This window comes from Hydrogenophaga sp., from assembly GCF_041633695.1.
Lineage (GTDB): Bacteria > Pseudomonadota > Gammaproteobacteria > Burkholderiales > Burkholderiaceae_C > Hydrogenophaga.
On the sequence record NZ_JBFJMY010000035.1, the window covers coordinates 1 to 18,497 of the forward strand.

The following is an 18,497-nucleotide window of genomic DNA, read 5'->3' on the forward strand; positions in this document are numbered from 1 at the left end:
AGCGTGTCCACGTTCAGGTTCATCTTCTCGCAGTAGTCGTAAATCTCTTCGAACAGCGGGTCGAACTCGTTCACCGCATCGATGCTGTAGGCCTGGCGCGAGGTTTCGGCACGGCCGCTGCGCCCGATCGGCGTCTTCAGCGGCGTGTTCGGGTCGGTGTTGCGGGCCGTCAGGTAAAACTCGAGCTCGGGCGCGACCACCGGCTCCAGGCCGTCGGCCGTGTACAGCTCACACACCCGGCGCAGCACACTGCGCACCGCATACGGCACCAGCTTGCCGTCGTGATCGAAACAATCGTGGATGACTTGTGCGGTGGGGTCCGACGCCCAGGGCACGATGCGCACGGTGGAGGGGTCGGGGCGCAACTGCATGTCGCGGTCGGTTGGCTCGATCACGTCGAAATACGGCCCACTGTCGGGGTACACCCCCGTCACACCCATGGCCACCACGCCTTGGGGCAGGCGCATGCCACGGTCTTCGGTGAATTTTTCACGCGGCAGGATCTTGCCGCGCGCCACGCCGGTCAAGTCGGGCACCAGGCACTCGATTTCGGTGACCCGGTTGTTGTTGAGCCAGACCTCCAGATCGTTGAAGCTCATTTTTTTGGGGGCATTCATAGGCCGATTCCTTGCTTGTTGTTGTCAGACGGGGGGGATACGGTTGGGCGGGGTTCAAGTCCAGATTCGGGTGCATGCAAGCGTTGCTGTTGGCGCAGGCGGCAAGCCCGTCCAAACGCCTCGAAGATGGCAGCATAAAACGGCGTCTCCGAAAAACGCCATTCTGGGTGCCATTGCATGCCATAGGCAAAGGCGCGCGCACCACGCACGCCAAAAGCCTCCACCAGGCCGTCGGGTGCATGGGCCAGCGCCTCCAGGCCCGGTGCCAGGCGGTGGATGCCCTGGCCGTGCAGGGAGTTGACCCTGGTCTCAGGGCCGCCGGCCCAGGTCTCCAGCACGCTGCCGGGTACCAGGCGGATCGGGTGGCTGGGGCCGTATTGCACCTCGTAGGGCGCGCCCTTGGGCTCGCGGTGGTCCATCAGCCCGGGCACGTTCTGCACCTGCTGGTGCAGGCTGCCACCCAGGGCCACGTTGATCTCCTGGAAACCCCGGCACACGCCCAGCAACGGCACGCCCTGCTCCAGACAGGCCTGGACCAAAGCCAGGGTCAGCGTGTCGCGCTCGGGATCCAGGGGCAAGCCGGGATCGGCGACCGGTTCGTTGAAATGCGAGGGGTGCACATTGGCGGGTGAGCCGGTGAGCATCACCCCGTCCACCAGGGCCAGCAGTTCGGGAATCTGCGCGTTTTCGGCCAGCGGAAAGATCAGCGGCTGGGCTTGGGCGCCCTGTTTCACGGCGCGGGCGTACTTCTCGCCCAGCAGCAAAAAAGGCATTTGATGCCCATGGTCGCCCATCAACCGGTGGTCGGCGGGAAGCCAGACCATACATGGCGGCTGTTTCATGGAATCTCCAAACTCGTGCGTCGATTGTGCCGCGAAAATTGGATCACAATCAGGGCCAGTTGCGCCAAGACCATGGAGCCACTTGGGCCAGCCCACGCGGGCGCAACGCGAACCCCAGCGCACCCCGCGCGGGTGCCGTACACGGAAGCCTCGCATGTTGTCTGAATTTTTGCTGGCCGAAATGGGCCGACTCGGCGCCCAAGACAGCTTGCCCCTGCACCGCCAGCTTTACGAGGCGTTGCGCCGCGCCATTCTGGACGGCAAGCTCGGCGCCGACGAGCGCCTGCCCTCCAGCCGCCACCTGGCGCAAGACCTGGGCCTGTCGCGCAACACGGTGGTGGCCGCGCTCAACCAGCTCAGCGTGGAAGGCTATCTGGCGAGCCGGGTCGGCAGCGGCACCTTTGTCAGCGAAAACGTACCGCGCGCCTTGCACGGCAGCGCCCAGGCCGCCCACCACGGCCTCAGCACCGCGCCCGGCACGCTCTCGGCCCGGGGGCTGGAACTCGCGCGCCGCTTCTGCGCCCACGAATTCGAGGTGCAACCCTTCACCCCAGGCATCGCCGATTTCAGCGCCTTTCCGGTCACGCTCTGGCAACGCCTGCAGAACAAGCACTGGCGCATGACCTACCCCGACATGCTGGACTACAACGCCGCCGGGGGTTACGCCCCGCTGCGCCGCGCCGTGGCCGACTACCTGCGGGTCTCGCGCAGCGTGCATTTGCAGGCCGACGAAGTCATCATCACCAGCGGCACCCAGCAGTCGCTCGAACTCTGCGCCCAGCTGCTGGCCGACCACGGCGACACCGTGTGGGTGGAAGACCCGGTCTACTGGGGCGCGGCCAAGGCCTTCACCGCCTGCGGGCTGGCGCTGCACCCGGTGCCGGTGGACGAACAAGGCATTGCGCCCACCGCGGACGACGAACGCCGGCCCGCGCGCCTGATTTACGTCACACCTTCGCACCAGTACCCCACCGGTGCGGTGATGTCGCTGCCCCGGCGCCACCAGTTGCTGGCCACCGCCCGCGCCCACCAGGCCTGGATTCTGGAAGACGACTACGACAGCGAATTCCGCTTCAGCGGCCCACCCATTTCGTCGCTGGCCGGCCTGGACACCGACGACCGCGTGCTCTACATGGGCTCGTTTTCCAAGGTGCTGTACCCCGGTCTCAAGCTGGGCTACCTGGTGGTGCCCAAATCGCTGGTCGCCGCTTTCAAGCAGGCGCACTACGACCTCAACCGCCCCGGCCAGATGCCTTTGCAGGCCGCGCTGGCCGAGTTCATTGAAATGGGGCACTTCTCCAGCACGCTGCGGCGCGCCCGGCAAAGTTACGCCGAACGCCGCCAGTGCCTGCTCGAATCGCTGGCCCCTTGCCTGGCCGAGAACAGCCCCTCGGGTGGACGCATCGGCGGGGCCGAGCAAGGCCTGCACCTGTGCCTGTATCTGCCGCCGCAGACGAACGACAAGGCGCTTGCGCAGCGCATCGCCGGCCACCAATTGAGCGTGCGCCCGCTTTCCGGCTATTGCCTGCAGCGCAAGGATTTGAAGGGCCTGATCATTGGCTACGGCTACGCGCCCCTGAGCGAAATCCGCCAGTACGGGCCCTTGCTGGCCCAGCTGATCAACCACCATGCGGGCGCGCGCCAGGCGCAGCCCGCATGAGGCAGAAGCTTGCGGCCCGTCAGCGTCCGTAGACCCAGGCCGGCAAGCCGGTGGCGATCACCGGGAACACCACCACCAGGCCCAGCGCCAGCACCTGGATCGCCAGGAAGATCAGCGACGAGCGGAAGATCGTCGCCATGGTGATCTCCGGCGGCGCCACGCCCCGGATGTAGAACAGCGCGTAACCAAACGGCGGTGAGAGAAAGCTCATCTGCATGTTCACCAGGTACAGCACACCGAACCACAGCACCACCGAATCGGGCGACGGGCCGGGGAAGCCGAACAGGCCATCAAAGGTCAGCGACTTGATGATGGGCACGAAGATCGGCACCGCCAGCAAGAGAATGCCGACCCAGTCCAGGAACATGCCCAGCACCACCAACAACACCATCATCAGGAACAAGATGCCGTAGGCGCTCAGGCCGGTGCTCAGAATGGTCTCGGTGATGAAGGTCTGCCCGCCCTGCAAGATGTAGAGGCCGACGAAGATCGACGCGCCAAAGATGATCCACAACACCATGGCGGTGGCCTTCACCGTGTCGGTGCTGGCGCCGATCAAGGCCTTGAGCGACAGGCGCCGGTGCAGAGCCGCCACGCCCATGGCGCCCAGGCTGCCCAGGCCGGCGGCTTCCACTGGCGTGGCGATACCGGCAAACAGCAAGCCCAGCACCATCACCACCAGCGCAATGGGGGCGATCAGGCCACGCAACAGCGCGAGCTTTTGTCCCATGCTCAGGCGCTCTTCCATGGGCACCGGCGGCCCGAGTTCGGGCTTGAGCGTGGTGCGCACCACCACGTAGAGGATGTACAGGCTGGACAGCAGCAAGCCCGGCAGCACGCTGCCCAGGTACAGCTCGCCCACCGATTGCTGGGCCACCACGGCGTACAGAATCGCCAGGATAGACGGCGGGATCAACACCCCCAGCGTGCCACCGGCCATGATGGAGCCGATGGCGATCTCGGGGTCGTAGTTGCGCTTGAGCATGGCCGGCAAGGCGATGATGCCCATGGTCACAATCGCCGCGCCCACCACGCCCACCATGGCCGCGAGAATGGTCGAGGCCACGATGGTGGCCACCGCCAGGCCGCCGTGCAGGCCACCCATCCACTGGTAGACCGCGTCGAACAACTCCTCGATCAGGCCCGCGCGCTCCAGCATGGTGGCCATGAAGATGAACAGCGGAATCGCCGCCAGATCGGGGTTGGTCATCATCGGGAAGATGCGGCTGGGGATGATGTTCAACATCGCCGCATCGCCCAGCAGGTACAGGAACACCACCCCGAGGCCACCCGCCACAAAGGCCAGCGGCAGGCCCGCCATGAGCATGATGAACAGCGAGCCGAACATCACCCAGGTGAGCGCGGACATGGACACATTGGCCAGCACGCCCTGCATGCGAAACAGGAAATAGTCGTCGCCCCAGGGGTCGTAAAAGCCAATGTTCACCGCCTCGACCAGCACCACGGCCAGGACCAGCAGCGACAAACCATAGGTCAGCCAACGCGAACGGTTCGCGGCGCTTTGTGCAGCGGAACTCATGCGGCCACCTCTTTTTTCAGTTGGGTTTCATAGATGCGGATGTCCTTGATCAGGCGCGAGACACCGGCTAGGAAAATGAGACAGGCGCCAAACAGCATGAACCCCTTGACCGGCCAGTACTGGATTTGCCAGGTCTCCACCGAGCGCTCGTCCATCGCCAGGCTCTCGAAGAAAAAGCGGTAGGCCGTGCCCATCATGGCCAGTACAAAAATGAAGAAGAACACCGAGGTGAACACCGACAAGGCCGCCTGGCGGCGTAGCGAGAGCTTGGTGTAAAGCACGTCCACGCGCACGTGCGAACCGTGCAGCAAACCGTAGGCGCCGGCCATCATGTACTGCATGCCGAACAGCAAAAAGCTGGCCTCGTGCACCCAGATGGTGGGCATGTTGAACAGGTAGCGCGCCGCCACTTCGTACGAATACGCCAGCACCGCGCTCACGCTCCAGAGCGACACAAAGAGACCGGTGCGGTCGCTGGTCCAGTCGAGCAGGCGTTCGAACCAGCCAGCGCCGGGTTCGTAGGGCACCGCTGGCAGGATGTTCTTGCGCCAGCCCAGAACGATCAAGGCCAGCGGAACCAGCGCCAGCCAGCCCCAGTAAACCCAGTGTGGCAATACAAGGCCAATGCTTTCAGATGACATAGAGAGTCCCAAAAAAACGAGCGGCTCACCCTGAGCCGCTCTGGTTTGCCGCCTGGGTCAGGCGCAGACGGAAAACACGGGCGTCAGAGCTTCTGACCCTTGAGATCGGCGTCGGTGACGTAACCCAACACACCACTCTTCATGTAGTCCAGCTGCAGCTTGAACACACGCGCCGCGTCGGCGTCTTTGCGCGCCCAGTTGAACCAGATCGGAATCGCGGCCTTGCGAAACGCGTCCACGTCGTCCTGGCCCAGGCGCGACACCGTGGTGCCGGCCGCCGCGAACTTGACCATGGCATCGACGTTGGCCTTCTGGATCGCCACGTACTGCGTCAGCGAATAGGACTTGACCTGCTCTTCCACAAAGGCCTGCATCTTCTTGGACAGGCGCTTCCAGGCACCCATGTTCACCGTCAAATCCATCAGATCCACCGGCTGGTACACGCTCATGGTGCCGGGCGGGCCCATCAGGATGTACTTGGTGACCTGATGGAAGCCCAGGTCGTAGTTGACCGCCGGGCCCACGAAGTCGGCCGCGTCGATGGTGCCTTTTTCCAGCGCCGGGAAAATGTCGGAACCCGGCAGCGCCACGGTGGAGACACCGAACTGCTGGAACACCTCGGACACCATGCCACCGGGCAGGCGGATCTTCTTGCCCTTCATCTCGGCCAGCGAGGTGATAGGCACCTTGGAATGGATCACGTTGGCATCGTGCTGGATCGTGCCCACGAAATACAGGCCGTGCTTGGCGTAGATCTCGCGCGCCATCTCCAGCATGCCCAGGCCGTAGAACATGGTGTCCCACTGCGAAGGCTGGTCCGGGCCTGCGGGGTAGCTCGACAGGAACACCGAGGCCGGAATCTTGCCGGCCCAGTACAGCGTCCAGGGGTTCATGCCTTGCAGCACGCCGGCCTTCACCGCTTCGAACAAGGCGTTGTTGTCGGCGGCCACCGACTTCGCCGCGAACGGCAGGATGGTGAGTTCACCGCCGGACTTTTCCTTGAAACTGTTGCACCAAGTTTCGAACAATTTGTAGCCGGTGGTGCCCGCGTCCCAAGTGGACTGCACCTTCCAGGTCTGTCCGGCGGCATGCGCGCTGCCGACAAAAGGCGCGGCCAGCGCCCCAATAGCCCCGGCCTTGATCACGCCGCGGCGAGATTGGATATCCATGGTCTGCTCCTCTGGAATTATGAAAAGGAATGACGTGTCTTGAAAAGACTTCCCCAGTCTGCGCCTCACTCTCCCGAGAGCGGTCAGGGCTAACCCTAGTGATTGCCCGCAATGTGGTCACAAATGCAATGTGTACTTAGAGTCCACCACGTGACTGACAAAACCACGCAGACGGCTCTAGCATCGCGGCACTTGGAAAAACTTTCAGCCAACGCCTGAAATTATTTCAATCTCACCGCCCGGCGGTCCCCGAGGTCTTAGAGGCGATCCATCAGGCGGTGCCAGAGCATGCCCAGAGCCAGGCTGGGCGTGCGCAGCAGCGCGCCCCCTGGAAACGCGCGGTGCTGCAGGCCCGCGAACACATCAAAACGACCGGCCTGCCCCGCCACCGCTTCGGCCACCAGGCGGCCCGCCAAGCCGGTCAACGCAAGGCCATGGCCGCTGAAGCCTTGCAGGTAATACAGCCGGTCGCCCAGGCGGCCAAAGTCGGGCGCGCGGTTCATGCTGATGTCCACAAAGCCACCCCACACGTAGTCCACCGCCACCTCCTTCAGCGCCGGAAACACCTGGGCCATGCGCTGCGCCATCGCCTGCTTGAGATTCGCTGGTGTCTTGGCGGTGTAGCTCACGCGGCCACCAAACAGCATGCGGTGGTCGGTGCTGAAGCGGAAATAGTCGAGCACAAAATTGTTGTCGCACACCGCCGCGTTGCCCGGAATCAGGCGTGCGCACAGCGCCGGGTCCAGCGGTTCGGTGGCCACGATGTAAGTGCCCACCGGCATGATGCGCGGCGCGATCTCGGGCGCCACCGCCGGTCCGTACTCGGGCAGCATGCAATTGCCCGCGAGCACACCAAAGTCCGCCGTGACACGGCCACGCGCCGTGCTCGCCACCAGCTGTGGGCCGCGCTGCAAAGCCGTGACCGCCGAATGCTCGTGTATGCGCACACCCGCCGCCTGTGCCGCCCGCGCCAGACCCAGCGCGTATTTGAGCGGGTGCAAATGCCCGGATCGGTTTTCGCGGAACGCCGCCACGTAGCGCGGGCTGTCGATCAGGCGGCGCGTCTCCTCGCCCTGCGTCCATTCACAGGCAATGCCCAGGCGCTGCAAGTCGGCGGCTTCGGTGGCCAGTGCGCGTGCCTTGCGCGGCGAGTCGGCCACGTACACATAACCCTGCGCCCGGTCGCAATCGATGCGGTGCTCGGCGATGCGTTGGTCCACCAAATCCACCGCCTCCACCGACATGTCCCAGGCCCGCCGCGCATCGGCTGCACCCAGCTGCTGCTCAAACGGCGCTTGCCCGCTGGCATAACCCACGATGGTCTGGCCGCCGTTGCGCCCACTCGCGCCGCTGCCCACGCGCTCGGCTTCCAGCAACACCACGCTCATGCCCCGCTGCGCCAGCTCCAGCGCCGCCGACAAACCGGCGTAGCCGCCACCCACCACCACCACGTCGGCCCGCACATCGCCTTCCAGCGGCGCACAGGGCGCGGGCCGCTGCACACTGGCTTCGTAGTAGCTGCTCTGGTTGAGCTGGGTGTCGGAATCCGCCAGCGATCGGCCCCACATGGTCAAGCCGCTCCCTGGCGTTTCGCCACCTGCCCGCACAAATAGGTCCAGACCAGGCAGGCGGCGGCGTTGCTGGTCAATTCCGCGTGGTCGTAGGCCGGGGCCACCTCCACACAGTCCATGGCAATCCAGTTCAGATCGGCCAGCTCTTCCACCAGCGTCATCACCTGCGAACTGCTCATGCCGCCCGGCTCGGGTGTGCCGGTGCCGGGCGCAAAGGCCGGGTCCAGGCAATCGATGTCGAGCGTGAGGTAACAAGGCCGCGCGCCGATGCGCTGGCGGATCGCGGCCACCACGGCTTGCAGGCCTTCGCCGTCTTTGCCGCGCAGCGCACGCGCCGTGAAAATCTGCCCGCCCTGGTCGGCCACGTACTCGCGGGCGGCACGTTTGCCGCTGGAGCGGATGCCGACCTGCACCGTGTGCGCCGGGCTGATCAAGCCCTCTTGCAGCGCCTCATAGGTCCAGGTGCCGTGGCCCGAAGGTTCGCCAAAATGGTCGGTCCAGGTGTCGCAGTGCGCGTCGAAATGCAGACAGGCCAGCGGCTCGCCCCCGCCGTATTGCGCCTGGGCCGCGCGCAGCAAAGACAGCGTGATCGAATGATCGCCACCGAGAAACACGCAGTGGTGCTTGCCCATCAGTGCCGCCGCTTGCGCCTCAATGTGGCGCCGCACCTCGGGCAAGGGCGAGGCGTTGGGCAGGCGCATGTCCAGCGCGTCGCCCAGGTAGGCGGCGGGCGATACGTCGAACACCGGGTGTATGCCGTCGCACAACATCAAGCTGGCGGCGCGGATCGCCTGCGGCCCAAAGCGCGCGCCGGGGCGGTTCGTCACCACGCCGTCGTAGGGCACGCCAGCAATGGCAAACGGCTGGTCGGCCAGCTCGGGCACAGCGAGAAAGCGGTTGGTGTTGTTGGCAAATGCAAATGGACCCATGGCCATGGCGAGGTTTCCTCCAAACGAGAACGCGGGGCGGCGGCCCGTGGCAGCGTAGAACGGCTTGGACCAGCCGCGCGGGATGCCCGAACCTTACCGCGTCCCCGGGCAACGCAAGGAGCCGATTTCGCCCCCTCGGTGGCGTCCACCGGTCGCAACACCGCATGACTTTCTGCACTTCCCGCCGCCCACCGGAAGGCCTACCATGGCGCACGATGTCCCCCCTGCCCCACGCCGCTGCCGGCGCAGCGCCGGTCTCCCCGCCCCTGCCCACGGGCATGCTGGTGGTGGACGACCACGACCTGGTGCGCCTGGGCCTGCGTTCGCTGGTGCAGGCCCAGGCGGCCCAGCACCACCAGAGCATCAACGTGCTCGAATCGCGCTGCCTGGCCGAGGCGCTGCAGCTCTACGCCAGCCAGGAAGCCAGCATCGGCCTGGTCCTGCTCGACCTGCAGCTGCCCGACGCACACGGCCTGAACGCCCTGACCCGGTTCCGCCAGCGTTTCCCGCGCGCGCGCATCGTTGTGCTCTCGGGCACACAAGACCCGCGCTTGGTGCGCCAAGCCCTGGATCAGGGTGCCCAGGCTTTTCTGACCAAATCCGGCGACCTGCAGGAGGTGATCGGCTACATCCGCTCGCTGGGCATGTGGCAGCAGGAACCGACCACACCCGCAGGCACCACCGCCCCGGCAGCCGAACGCAAAGTGCAACGGCGCAACGCCAGCGGCCAGCTGATCAGTCTGTCCGAGCGCCAGGCACAGGTGCTGGACTGGATCCTGGCCGGCCAGTCGAACCGCGAGATCGCACAACACGCCCAACTGAGCGAAGGCACGGTGAAGAACCACGTCTCCACCTTGCTGCTGCTCTTTGGCCTGCGCTCGCGGGCGCAACTCATCAGCCTGCTGCGCTGAGGCCCGGTTGAATCCCGCCCTCGACCTCCAGGCGAACGACGACAACACCGCGGCCCGCGTGCTGCGGGCGCAGGTGGCCTCGCTGTTCGCTACCTCGTGGAGCTCCACCATCGCCGACGCCGTGCTGGCCTGGTGCCTGTGCGCGCTGTTTTACTGGCGCCTGCACGAGCCCATGGTGCTGGTCTGGCTCGGCCTGCACACCATCCAGGTGCTGCGCTACCCCGTCATCGGCGCCTACCACCGCGATCCGGACGCCGCCCAGCGCAGCGCCTTCTGGGCCAGGCGCCAGTGGCGCGAGCTGGTTTACTACAGCGCCACCTGGGGTCTGGCGCCGTGGCTCGTCATGCCGGACGACGACCTGCCGTTCACCACCCTGTTCATGCTGGTGATGCTCGGCCTCGCCAGTGCCGGTGTGCCGGCGGTGGCGCCGCGCTGGGCATCGGTGCTGGCCTTTGTGCTGCCCATGATGATCGGCCTGATCACAGCCCTGCTGTGGCTGGGCGACACCGTGCACCTGTTCCTGGCCGCTTGCTGCGGGGTGTACCTGGCCGCCACCCTGCATTTCGCGCGGCGCCAGCACCTGCTGCTCACCGAATCGCTGCTGATGCGCTTTGAGAAAGAAGCGCTGGCCGAACAGCTGGCGCAGCAAAACGCCCTGACCCAGCGCGCCAGCGACGAAAAAACGCACTTCTTTGCCGCCGCCAGCCACGACCTGCGCCAGCCACTGCACGCCATTGCGCTGTTCGGTGCGGTGCTGGAAAAAAGCCTGGAGGGTCGGCCCGAACACGCCCACGCGACGCGCCTGATGCGCGCGGTGCACGCCCTGGGCGGCTCGCTGGACACCATGCTGGACGTGTCCCGCCTGGACGCTGGTGTCATCGAACCTGAGCGCCAGCCCATGGCCCTGGGCCCGGCGTTTCTGGACATCCACCAGACCTTTGCCGCACTGGCCGAAGACAAGGGGCTGGAGCTGCGGGTGCGCAGCACGCCGCTGTGGGTGCACAGCGATCCCGCCCTGTTGCAGCGCCTGCTGGCCAACCTGGTCGACAACGCCATCAAATACACGGCCCGCGGCGGCGTGCTGCTGGTGGCGCGCGCGCGCGGCGCGCAGGTGTCGATCGACGTGGTCGACACCGGCGTGGGCATCGCGCCCGAACACAGCGAACGTGTGTTCGACGAGTTCTACCAGATCGACAACCCGGGGCGCGATCGCACGCGCGGGTTGGGCATCGGCCTGTCCATCGTGCGCCGACTCTCGCAACTGCTGGCGCACCCGGTGCAACTGCATTCGCGCAGCGGTCGCGGCAGCCGGTTCCAAATCATCCTCCCGGCCGCCGAACCGCAACCGCAAACCGCGACGCCCACCCTTGAATGGCCGACACCGCTTTCCGCCCCGGCACCAGAAACCCGACATCGGCGCGTGCTGCTGATCGACGACGAAACCGACATCGCAGAGGCGGTGGCGGCCTTTCTGAGCGCCTGGGGCATGGAGCTGCAGGCAGCCACCGACGAAGCCAGCGCGCAAAACGCCCTGCAGGCCGCGCTGGCAGGCGGCTGGCGTTTTGATGCCTTGCTCTGCGACTTCCGCCTGGCCGATGGCGCCGACGGCCTGGCCGCCGCGCTGCGTTTGCGCACGCGCTTCGACCCGGAGCTGCCACTGCTGCTGGTGACCGGCGAAACCGCACCCGAGCGGCTGCAACGCGTACACGATTCGGGCGTGCCGGTGCTGTTCAAGCCGGTGGTACCCGAGCAGTTGCTGCAAGCCCTGGATCAGCTGGCGCGGCGCTGAGCCGCGAGCCTCTACCGGGTCGGCGGCACGCACCCGGGTAGTGACTTTTGGCACTGTTCGAGCAGCTGGCCGATTCGTAACATGGGGCCCCGGCCATCTCCAACAGGAGCCCACCATGATCCGCTTCGCCCAACGCACCGCCCACGGATCGCACCCCCAGCTGCAAGCCGATGGTGCCGCGCTACCGCCCCGGGCCATATTGACACTGGCGCTGTGGTTGCTGGCTTGCGTGCTCGTGCCCCTGTGGCTGGTGGGCTGCGGCGGGGGAGGTCAGCCGGCGGAGCAAACCGCCGTCTCGGTCCAGGTGGGCCCAGCCGGGGGTACCGTCACCGGTCCCGACGGCGTGCAGGTGATCATCCCGGCAGGCGCTCTGAGCGGCACCACCACGATCGGCATTGCCCGCAACGCGGCAGGCGCACCCGACCCGCTGGACGCCTATCCAAAGGCAGGCCCGAGCTACGAATTCACCCCACACGGTCAGGTGTTCAACCAGCTCATCACCATCCGCGCACCCGTGCCCAGCGGGGCAACGGGAAGCTCGCTTTTCATGGCCAGCCCCGGCAATGACTGGAAACAGGTGAACACGGTCGTGACCGACGGCATAGGGGAGTGGCAACGCAACACCTTCTCCTTCGGTTACTACGGCGCGGCTATTTGCTCCGTTCCCAGCGCCATGACACGCGACCCCTACTGGTGCGTCCACGACCGCAGTTACGCCCGCATCAGCGCCACACCCCCCGCCGCGCTCACACAGACCAGTCCGCCCCACATCGATCTGGGCGACGCCGGGTCGTACCGGGTCGACCAGGCGGCCGATCTGCAACTGCGCTCGCATTTCGAAGTGGCGGGCAATTGCACGAATGTGTCGGTCAGTTTCAAACGCAGCCGCTACAACCCAGCCACCTTCAGCTGGGGCACGCAGCAGACGGTCGCCACCCAAAGTCCTCCCATGGTCGTTGAGGGCGGCAAGCTCAAGGGCATCGCCACCTTCAACCTGGCCACCTCGTATCTCGACAACGGCAAGAACCTGCTCTCGCTGGTCGTCAACTTCAACTGTCCCAAGGTGCTCCGGTCCAATGGCGAGGTGATCGGTTGGGACCCGGTCAACGCCAACAGCCGCTCCATTGGAGACGGCATGGTGGTGGAGGTGGCTATCGCACCACCGTCGGTCTTTCACAGCGTGGGCGGCCGTGTGGTCGGGCTCACTGGCAGCGGCCTCGTGCTGCAAAACAACGGCGGTGACAACCTCAGCATCGGTGCCAACGGCCCCTTCACTTTCGCCACCCCGGTTGGCGCGGGAGCGCCCTACGCGGTCAGCGTGCTCACGCAGCCATCGGGCCAAATCTGCAGCGTGCAAAACAGCAACGGCACCACACCACAACCGGCTGGCCTGGAGTCCCTGGTGACATGCATCGCAAGCGCGGGCAACTGGCAAGGACCCGAGCTGAGAGAGAACAGCGCCCAGGGTGTCAACGGCAGTTCGTCCACGGTCGTGTTCGACAACCATGGCAATGCCTTCATATCCTGGATACAACCCAGCGGCACGGCGACCCGACGGGTCTGGGCCGCGCGTTACGACCGCACCAACGGTTGGGAAGCCGCCACCCTTCTGGACTCTGGCCAGGGCGCCGGCATCAGCTCACACATCGGCTTCGACACCCAGGGCAACGCCATGGCGGTCTGGTCGGAGTTCGACGGCACCCGCTACAACGTCTGGGCGCGCCGTTACGCCGTGGCCAGCGGCACCTGGGGCACGGCCGAATTGATCGAGAACGACAACTCAGGCCACGCCTTCGATGCGCATATCGCCTTTGACGCCAGCGGCAACGCCCTGGCGGTCTGGCAGATCGCCACCTCCAGCACCCACTACCGCGTCATGAGCAACGCCTACAAGTCGGGCGCCTGGCAAACGCCGGTGTACGTCGACACCGGTGTTGGCAGCGTCGGTCAAACCCAACTGTCGGTGTTCCCGGACGGCACGGCGGTCTCGGTCTGGGTGCAAGCCAATGGCACCCAGCAGCAGGTCTGGAGCAACCGCTACAGCGGCAGTGCCTGGGGCACGGCATCCGCTGTCTCGCCGAACCTGGCGGGCGACGCCGACGATCCGCATCTCAGCGCTGACGGACAAGACCGCGCCACGGCGGTCTGGACGCAGAACGACAGCGGACGCAGCGATGTGTACGCCAGCCAACTGTCGGGCATGGGCTGGGGAACGGCGCAGAAACTGCAAAGCACGACCTCGGCCGTTACCAGCTATGCCCGTATCGCCATGAACAGCATCGGTCAAGCGGTGGCGACCTGGATGGAAGAAAGCGGTGGCAATGCCTGCAGTCTCTGGCAACGGACTTTCCTGCCCGGCAGCGGCTGGGCCACGCCCACCCTTCTGGAAGCGCCGAATGGCTGCGGCCTGAATTCCACGGTGGCCCTCAATGACGCCGGAGACGCCGTGATCGTCTGGCCGCGCAACACCGTCGGCACCGGCCTCGACGAGGACATGACGGCGTTCCACGGATCGGTGAACGCCGGCACATGGGCCGGCCCCACCGTGTTGAGCCAGGGCAACCAGGCCGGTGCGGCCTGGGGCTCTGTCGCCATCGATGCCAGTGGCGTGGCCATCGCGGTCTGGCAGCAGTTCGACGCCGCCCGCTCGGGGCTGCTGGATTTGTGGTCCAACGTGTTCCTCAAGTAGGCACCCATCCGCTGTCTGGCAACTAAAGCGCCCGCTGCCGCAGCGCCAACCCAGCGCCCACCCACAGCGCAACCGCTGAAAACACCAGGCCACGCGCCAGCCCACCCGGACCATCGGCAATGAAGCCCACCACCGTGGGGCCGAAGATCTGGCCGGCGGCGAACACCACGGTGAACACGCCAATACCCGTGGCCCACTGGCTGGGCGGCAGGTTGTGGCACACCAGGGCCGTGGTGGAGGCCACAACCGACAAGAACACGCCGCCAAACAGCAAGCCCGACACAATGACCAGCGGCCAGGACGTGGTGAGGGCGGGCAGGATGGTGGCCACCCCCAGCAAGGCATTGAGCCGGGCCAGGGCCTGGCCGTTCTTGTACCGGTCCAGCAGACCGGCCCAGATGCGCGACGACGCCACCACCGCCAATCCCAGCAAGGCGAAGTACCAGGTGATGTCGCCGGGGCTGCTGCCCTGCTCGCGCAGCAAGGCGATCACAAACGTCATGTAGCCGATGTAGCCAACGCCAAAGCCCGCGTAGCCCGCCAGCGCGTAGGCAAAGTCGCGCAGGCGAAACACCCGCCCGGCCGGCGCCCCGCCCACGCCACCCGCGCTCGCAGCAGCAGCCCCCCCGGCCTGCGCCACCGCACCCTGAGCGGCCTCCTGTGCGGCCAGCACACGCGCGGGCCAGGCCAGCAGCAGGGTACCCAGCGCGCACACCAGCGCCAGCCCCCACCAGGCCCAGGCCCAAGCGTGGGGCAGGTCGGCCAGGCGCTCCAGCAACCACGGAACGCCCAGGGCCGACAGCACAATGCCCAGCCCGGTGCCGCCGTAATACACCCCGAGCAGAAAACCGCTGCGCCGGGGCTGCTGCGCGGCCAGCCGGGCCGCGAGCAGACCACCGGTGCTGAACACCAGGGCGCTGGCCACGCCCGCGAGCAGGCGCTGCGCCAGCAAGGGTGTGGCGGCGGTGAAGAAGCCACCGGCGGCCATGAACAGCGTGGCCAGCACCGAACCCCAGAGCAGCAAGCGGGTGGGCGAGCTGCGCCGCACCAGCCACGACATGGCCAGTGCCCCGATCAGGTAGCCCACAGCGTTGGCGGTGTTCATGGCGCCGGCCAGGGTGTAGCTCCAGCCCAGGTCGTCGCGCATGGGCGGCAGCAGCAGGCCGTAGGCAAACCGGGTGATGCCCAAAGAAATGGCCGCGCCCACCGACAGCGCCAGCGCCAGGCGCAGATACGGCGTGGTATCGGCGGGCGTGGCCGCCGGGGGTGCTGGGGATACGGGGGTGGGTTCGGCGCTCAACATGCAGAGGCATTGTGGGCCCAAGCGCCATGTCCACGTTTCGGCCGGGGCAGAACAGTTTGGCGCTGGCCGATGCACCACGCGCGGGCACCTGGCCCTGCACAAAGCGCCGGGCCCGCATTAAGCTGGCGGGCATGAGCGCCCACACCCCCAGCCCAAACACCTTGGCCCAACTGCAAGCCAGCGAACGCCAGCGTTTCATCCACAGCCACCCGCGTTCGCTGGCCTTGGCCCAGCAGGCACAGGCCCACTACCTGTTCGGCGTGCCCCTGCACTGGATGCGCGACTGGCCCACGCCCGCCACCTTGTTCGTGCAGCGCGCGCAAGGCGCCACCCTCACCTGTGCCGACGGCCTGGCACACGCCGACTTCTGCCTGGGCGACACCGGCGCCATGTTCGGCCACAGCCCGCCTGCGCTGGCACAAGCCCTGGCCGAACAAGCCGCGAACGGCCTCACCTGCATGTTGCCCACGGCCGGCGCGCCGGCCGTGGGCGAACAACTGGCCCGGCTGTTCGGCCTGCCGCTGTGGCAGATGACGCTGTCGGCCAGCGATGCCAACCGCTTCGTGCTGCGCTGGGCGCGTGCCATCACCGCACGGCCCCAGGTGCTGGTGTTCGACGGCTGTTACCACGGCGCGGTGGACGACACCTTGGTGGACATGGACCCCACCAGCGGCGCCACCCTGCCCAGGCCTTCGATACTGGGGCAGGTGCACAACCACAGCGCCTTCACCCGCGTCGTGCCCTTCAACGATCTCGCGGCGCTTGAACGCGCCTTGGCCGACGGACAGGTGGCCTGTCTGCTGGCCGAACCCGCGCTCACCAACTTTGGCCTGGTGCCGCCCGACACCGGTTTTTGGGCAGCGGCGCGCCAGCTGTGCCGCCAACACGGCACGCTGCTGGTGATGGACGAAACCCATACCGTGTCCACCGCGCTCGGCGGTTATGCCCGCGCGCACGATCTGGCGCCGGACTTTCTGGTGGTGGGCAAAGCGGTGGCGGGCGGCCTGCCCTGCGCGGTGTACGGTTTTTCCGCCGAGGTGGCGCAGCGCATGGTCGCCGCCAAAGAGGCCGCGCCCGAAGGCCACAGCGGCATCGGCACCACACTCTCGGGCAATGCCCTGACCATGGCCGCGCTGCACGCCGCGCTGAACCACTTGCACACCGCAGAAAACTACAGCCACATGCTGGCGCAGGCACAAAGGCTGGAAGCCGGATTGCGCCAACGCATCGCGCAGGCGCAACGGCCCTGGACGGTGACACGCCTGGGTGCCCGCATGGAACTGCAATTCATGCCGCACACACCGCGCAACGCGCAAGACGTGCGCGACCACGCACAAGCCGACATGGAGGCCCTGACCCACCTCTACATGCTCAACCGGGGCGTGCTGCTCACGCCCTTCCACAGCATGCTGCTGGTGTCGCCCGCGACCACGCCGCAAGACGTGGACCGCCTGCTGGCCGTGTTCGACGAATTGCTGGCCAGCTTGGCCACAGCCGAACGCGGCTGAGCGCGTATCAGCCCAGGCCCACGGGCGAGGGTGCGCGCATCACGATGCGGGTGAACAGGCGGTCGAACTGCGGGTCGCGCGGCAGGCTGCGGTTGATCGGATCGCGGTTGGTGTCGAACGCCAGGTTCAGCACATGCCAGTCTTCCTCGCTCAACGCGCGCTCGGCAGCGGGCAGGATCTGGCTTTCTTCCAGCGCCATGTGCTCGAGGTAGAAGTCCACGTACTGGGTCACCTCGCTCACAAAGGCCTGGCGCCGCGAATCGCCCAGCAACTCCCAGGCCATCAGCAAATGCATGAGCTGGCGCACCCGCGCCTCGCCGTGTGCATGGTCCCGGTCCAGCTGCGCGATCACCTCGCGCACCTCGGGTGCGGCCTGGGCCACACGCGGAAACAGCAGTTCCGTCTCTTTGGGGTGGTGGCGCTTTTCCGGGAACTCGTCGATGTAAAACAGCATGGCGCGCAACACGTCAAAAAACAGCTCCGGCTTCTCGGGGCCGTCCGGCGTGTCTCCCTGGCGCACCATCAGCAGCAGCGATTGCAGCATGGCCGCCAGTGAGGCGTGTTCGTCGCGTATCACGCGCAAGGCGTCGTGTGTCATGGTGTGTCTCCTCGGCTCTGTGGACCTGCCAGGGGGGCGGACCATCGCTGTACCCACTATCACCGCGCGCGGGTTCAAAAGCTTTGACCCACATCAACACACGGCCACACACGACCGCTTGGGCTCAGCACAGCGTCACTTGGTCGGTGGTTTCCAGCGTTTGAGCAGCAAGGCGTTGCTCACCACGCTGACCGAACTCAGCGCCATCGCCGCACCCGCCACCACCGGGCTCAGATAGCCCAGGGCCGCCAGCGGAATGCCCGCTACGTTGTAGGCAAAGGCCCAGAACAGGTTTTGCCGGATCTTGGCCACGGTGCGGCGCGAGATGTCCAGGGCTGCCGCCACCAGCGCCGGGTCGCCGCGCATGAGGGTGATGCCGGCGGCGTGCATGGCCACGTCGGAGCTCCCGCCGTCGCTGTTGCTCATGGCCATGCCCACATCGGCAGCGGCCAGCGCAGGCGCGTCGTTCACACCGTCGCCCACCATGGCCACCGTGTGGCGGCCCGGCTGTCCAGAACTGGGTTCGCGCAGGCGTGCGATCACCGCCGCCTTGTCGGCGGGCAGCACCTCGGCGATCACCTCGCCAGCGTTCGCATCCAGACCCAGCGTGGCGGCCATGGCGTTGGCCGCGCCCCGGTTGTCGCCCGAAACCATGAACACTTTGATGCCCTGGTGACGCAGTTGCGCAATGGCGGCCTTCGCGCCGGGCTTGGGTTCGTCGCCAAACGCC

General features: G+C 66.5%; 14 protein-coding genes and 1 pseudogene. 5 read left to right on the top strand and 10 right to left on the bottom strand.

The annotated features are described in order from the left end of the window. Nucleotides 1-617, bottom strand: a pseudogene (locus ABYB95_RS03745) (glutamine synthetase); the annotation flags it as partial. Further along, nucleotides 614-1,459, bottom strand: a complete 846-nt coding sequence (locus ABYB95_RS03750; protein ID WP_372657105.1) for a gamma-glutamyl-gamma-aminobutyrate hydrolase family protein — start codon at nucleotides 1,457-1,459, stop codon at nucleotides 614-616. The pseudogene ABYB95_RS03745 and the gene ABYB95_RS03750, both read right to left, overlap by 4 nt. 154 nt (nucleotides 1,460-1,613) lie before the next feature. On the opposite strand from ABYB95_RS03750, the gene ABYB95_RS03755 reads away from it, so the two are divergent. Continuing rightward, nucleotides 1,614-3,119, top strand: a complete 1,506-nt coding sequence (locus ABYB95_RS03755) for a PLP-dependent aminotransferase family protein (protein WP_372657106.1) — start codon at nucleotides 1,614-1,616, stop codon at nucleotides 3,117-3,119. A 19-nt stretch (nucleotides 3,120-3,138) separates the two neighbouring features. Here ABYB95_RS03755 and ABYB95_RS03760 read toward each other — a convergent pair whose 3' ends face one another. The 5 genes from ABYB95_RS03760 to speB all read right to left on the bottom strand — a co-directional run bounded on the left by ABYB95_RS03760 (nucleotide 3,139) and on the right by speB (nucleotide 8,975). After that, nucleotides 3,139-4,659, bottom strand: a complete 1,521-nt coding sequence (locus ABYB95_RS03760) for a TRAP transporter large permease subunit (protein ID WP_372657107.1) — start codon at nucleotides 4,657-4,659, stop codon at nucleotides 3,139-3,141. Continuing rightward, the gene (locus tag ABYB95_RS03765; protein ID WP_372657108.1) at nucleotides 4,656-5,300 is read right to left on the bottom strand and encodes a TRAP transporter small permease subunit; all 645 of its coding nucleotides are present in this window, start codon (nucleotides 5,298-5,300) and stop codon (nucleotides 4,656-4,658) included. Before ABYB95_RS03765 ends, ABYB95_RS03760 begins: the two co-directional genes overlap by 4 nt. 83 nt (nucleotides 5,301-5,383) lie before the next feature. After that, the gene (gene dctP, locus ABYB95_RS03770) at nucleotides 5,384-6,469 is read right to left on the bottom strand and encodes a TRAP transporter substrate-binding protein DctP (RefSeq protein WP_372657109.1); all 1,086 of its coding nucleotides are present in this window, start codon (nucleotides 6,467-6,469) and stop codon (nucleotides 5,384-5,386) included. 257 nt (nucleotides 6,470-6,726) lie between these two features. Then, nucleotides 6,727-8,037, bottom strand: a complete 1,311-nt coding sequence (locus ABYB95_RS03775) for an NAD(P)/FAD-dependent oxidoreductase (protein WP_372657110.1) — start codon at nucleotides 8,035-8,037, stop codon at nucleotides 6,727-6,729. Between the two features lie 2 nt (nucleotides 8,038-8,039). Continuing rightward, complete coding sequence (speB, locus tag ABYB95_RS03780; protein ID WP_372657111.1) at nucleotides 8,040-8,975, bottom strand: agmatinase; 936 nt, start codon at nucleotides 8,973-8,975, stop codon at nucleotides 8,040-8,042. 209 nt (nucleotides 8,976-9,184) lie between these two features. On the opposite strand from speB, the gene ABYB95_RS03785 reads away from it, so the two are divergent. From ABYB95_RS03785 to ABYB95_RS03795, 3 genes are all read left to right on the top strand, one after another. Beyond that, nucleotides 9,185-9,880, top strand: a complete 696-nt coding sequence (locus ABYB95_RS03785) for a response regulator (protein ID WP_372657112.1) — start codon at nucleotides 9,185-9,187, stop codon at nucleotides 9,878-9,880. 7 nt (nucleotides 9,881-9,887) lie between these two features. Further along, on the top strand, nucleotides 9,888-11,669 hold the full coding sequence (locus ABYB95_RS03790) for an ATP-binding protein (protein WP_372657113.1): 1,782 nt from the start codon (nucleotides 9,888-9,890) through the stop codon (nucleotides 11,667-11,669). Nucleotides 11,670-11,784: 115 nt separating this feature from the next. Continuing rightward, entirely contained in the window at nucleotides 11,785-14,358 is a 2,574-nt protein-coding gene (locus tag ABYB95_RS03795) for a hypothetical protein (RefSeq protein WP_372657114.1), read from the top strand. Between the two features lie 22 nt (nucleotides 14,359-14,380). Here the strand turns inward: ABYB95_RS03795 and ABYB95_RS03800 are convergent, their stop codons facing one another. Next, nucleotides 14,381-15,661 (bottom strand): YbfB/YjiJ family MFS transporter, encoded by a 1,281-nt coding sequence (locus tag ABYB95_RS03800; protein ID WP_372657115.1) that lies wholly within the window; start codon nucleotides 15,659-15,661, stop codon nucleotides 14,381-14,383. Between the two features lie 131 nt (nucleotides 15,662-15,792). Between ABYB95_RS03800 and ABYB95_RS03805 the strand changes: the two genes are divergently transcribed. Further along, complete coding sequence (locus tag ABYB95_RS03805; protein ID WP_372657116.1) at nucleotides 15,793-17,169, top strand: aspartate aminotransferase family protein; 1,377 nt, start codon at nucleotides 15,793-15,795, stop codon at nucleotides 17,167-17,169. 7 nt (nucleotides 17,170-17,176) lie between these two features. On the opposite strand, the gene ABYB95_RS03810 is transcribed toward ABYB95_RS03805, so the two are convergent. After that, nucleotides 17,177-17,767 (bottom strand): hemerythrin domain-containing protein, encoded by a 591-nt coding sequence (locus ABYB95_RS03810; RefSeq protein WP_372657117.1) that lies wholly within the window; start codon nucleotides 17,765-17,767, stop codon nucleotides 17,177-17,179. A gap of 135 nt (nucleotides 17,768-17,902) precedes the next feature. Next, nucleotides 17,903-18,497: HAD-IC family P-type ATPase (locus ABYB95_RS03815; RefSeq protein ID WP_372657118.1), on the bottom strand; the 595-nt coding region annotated here is incomplete at its 5' end.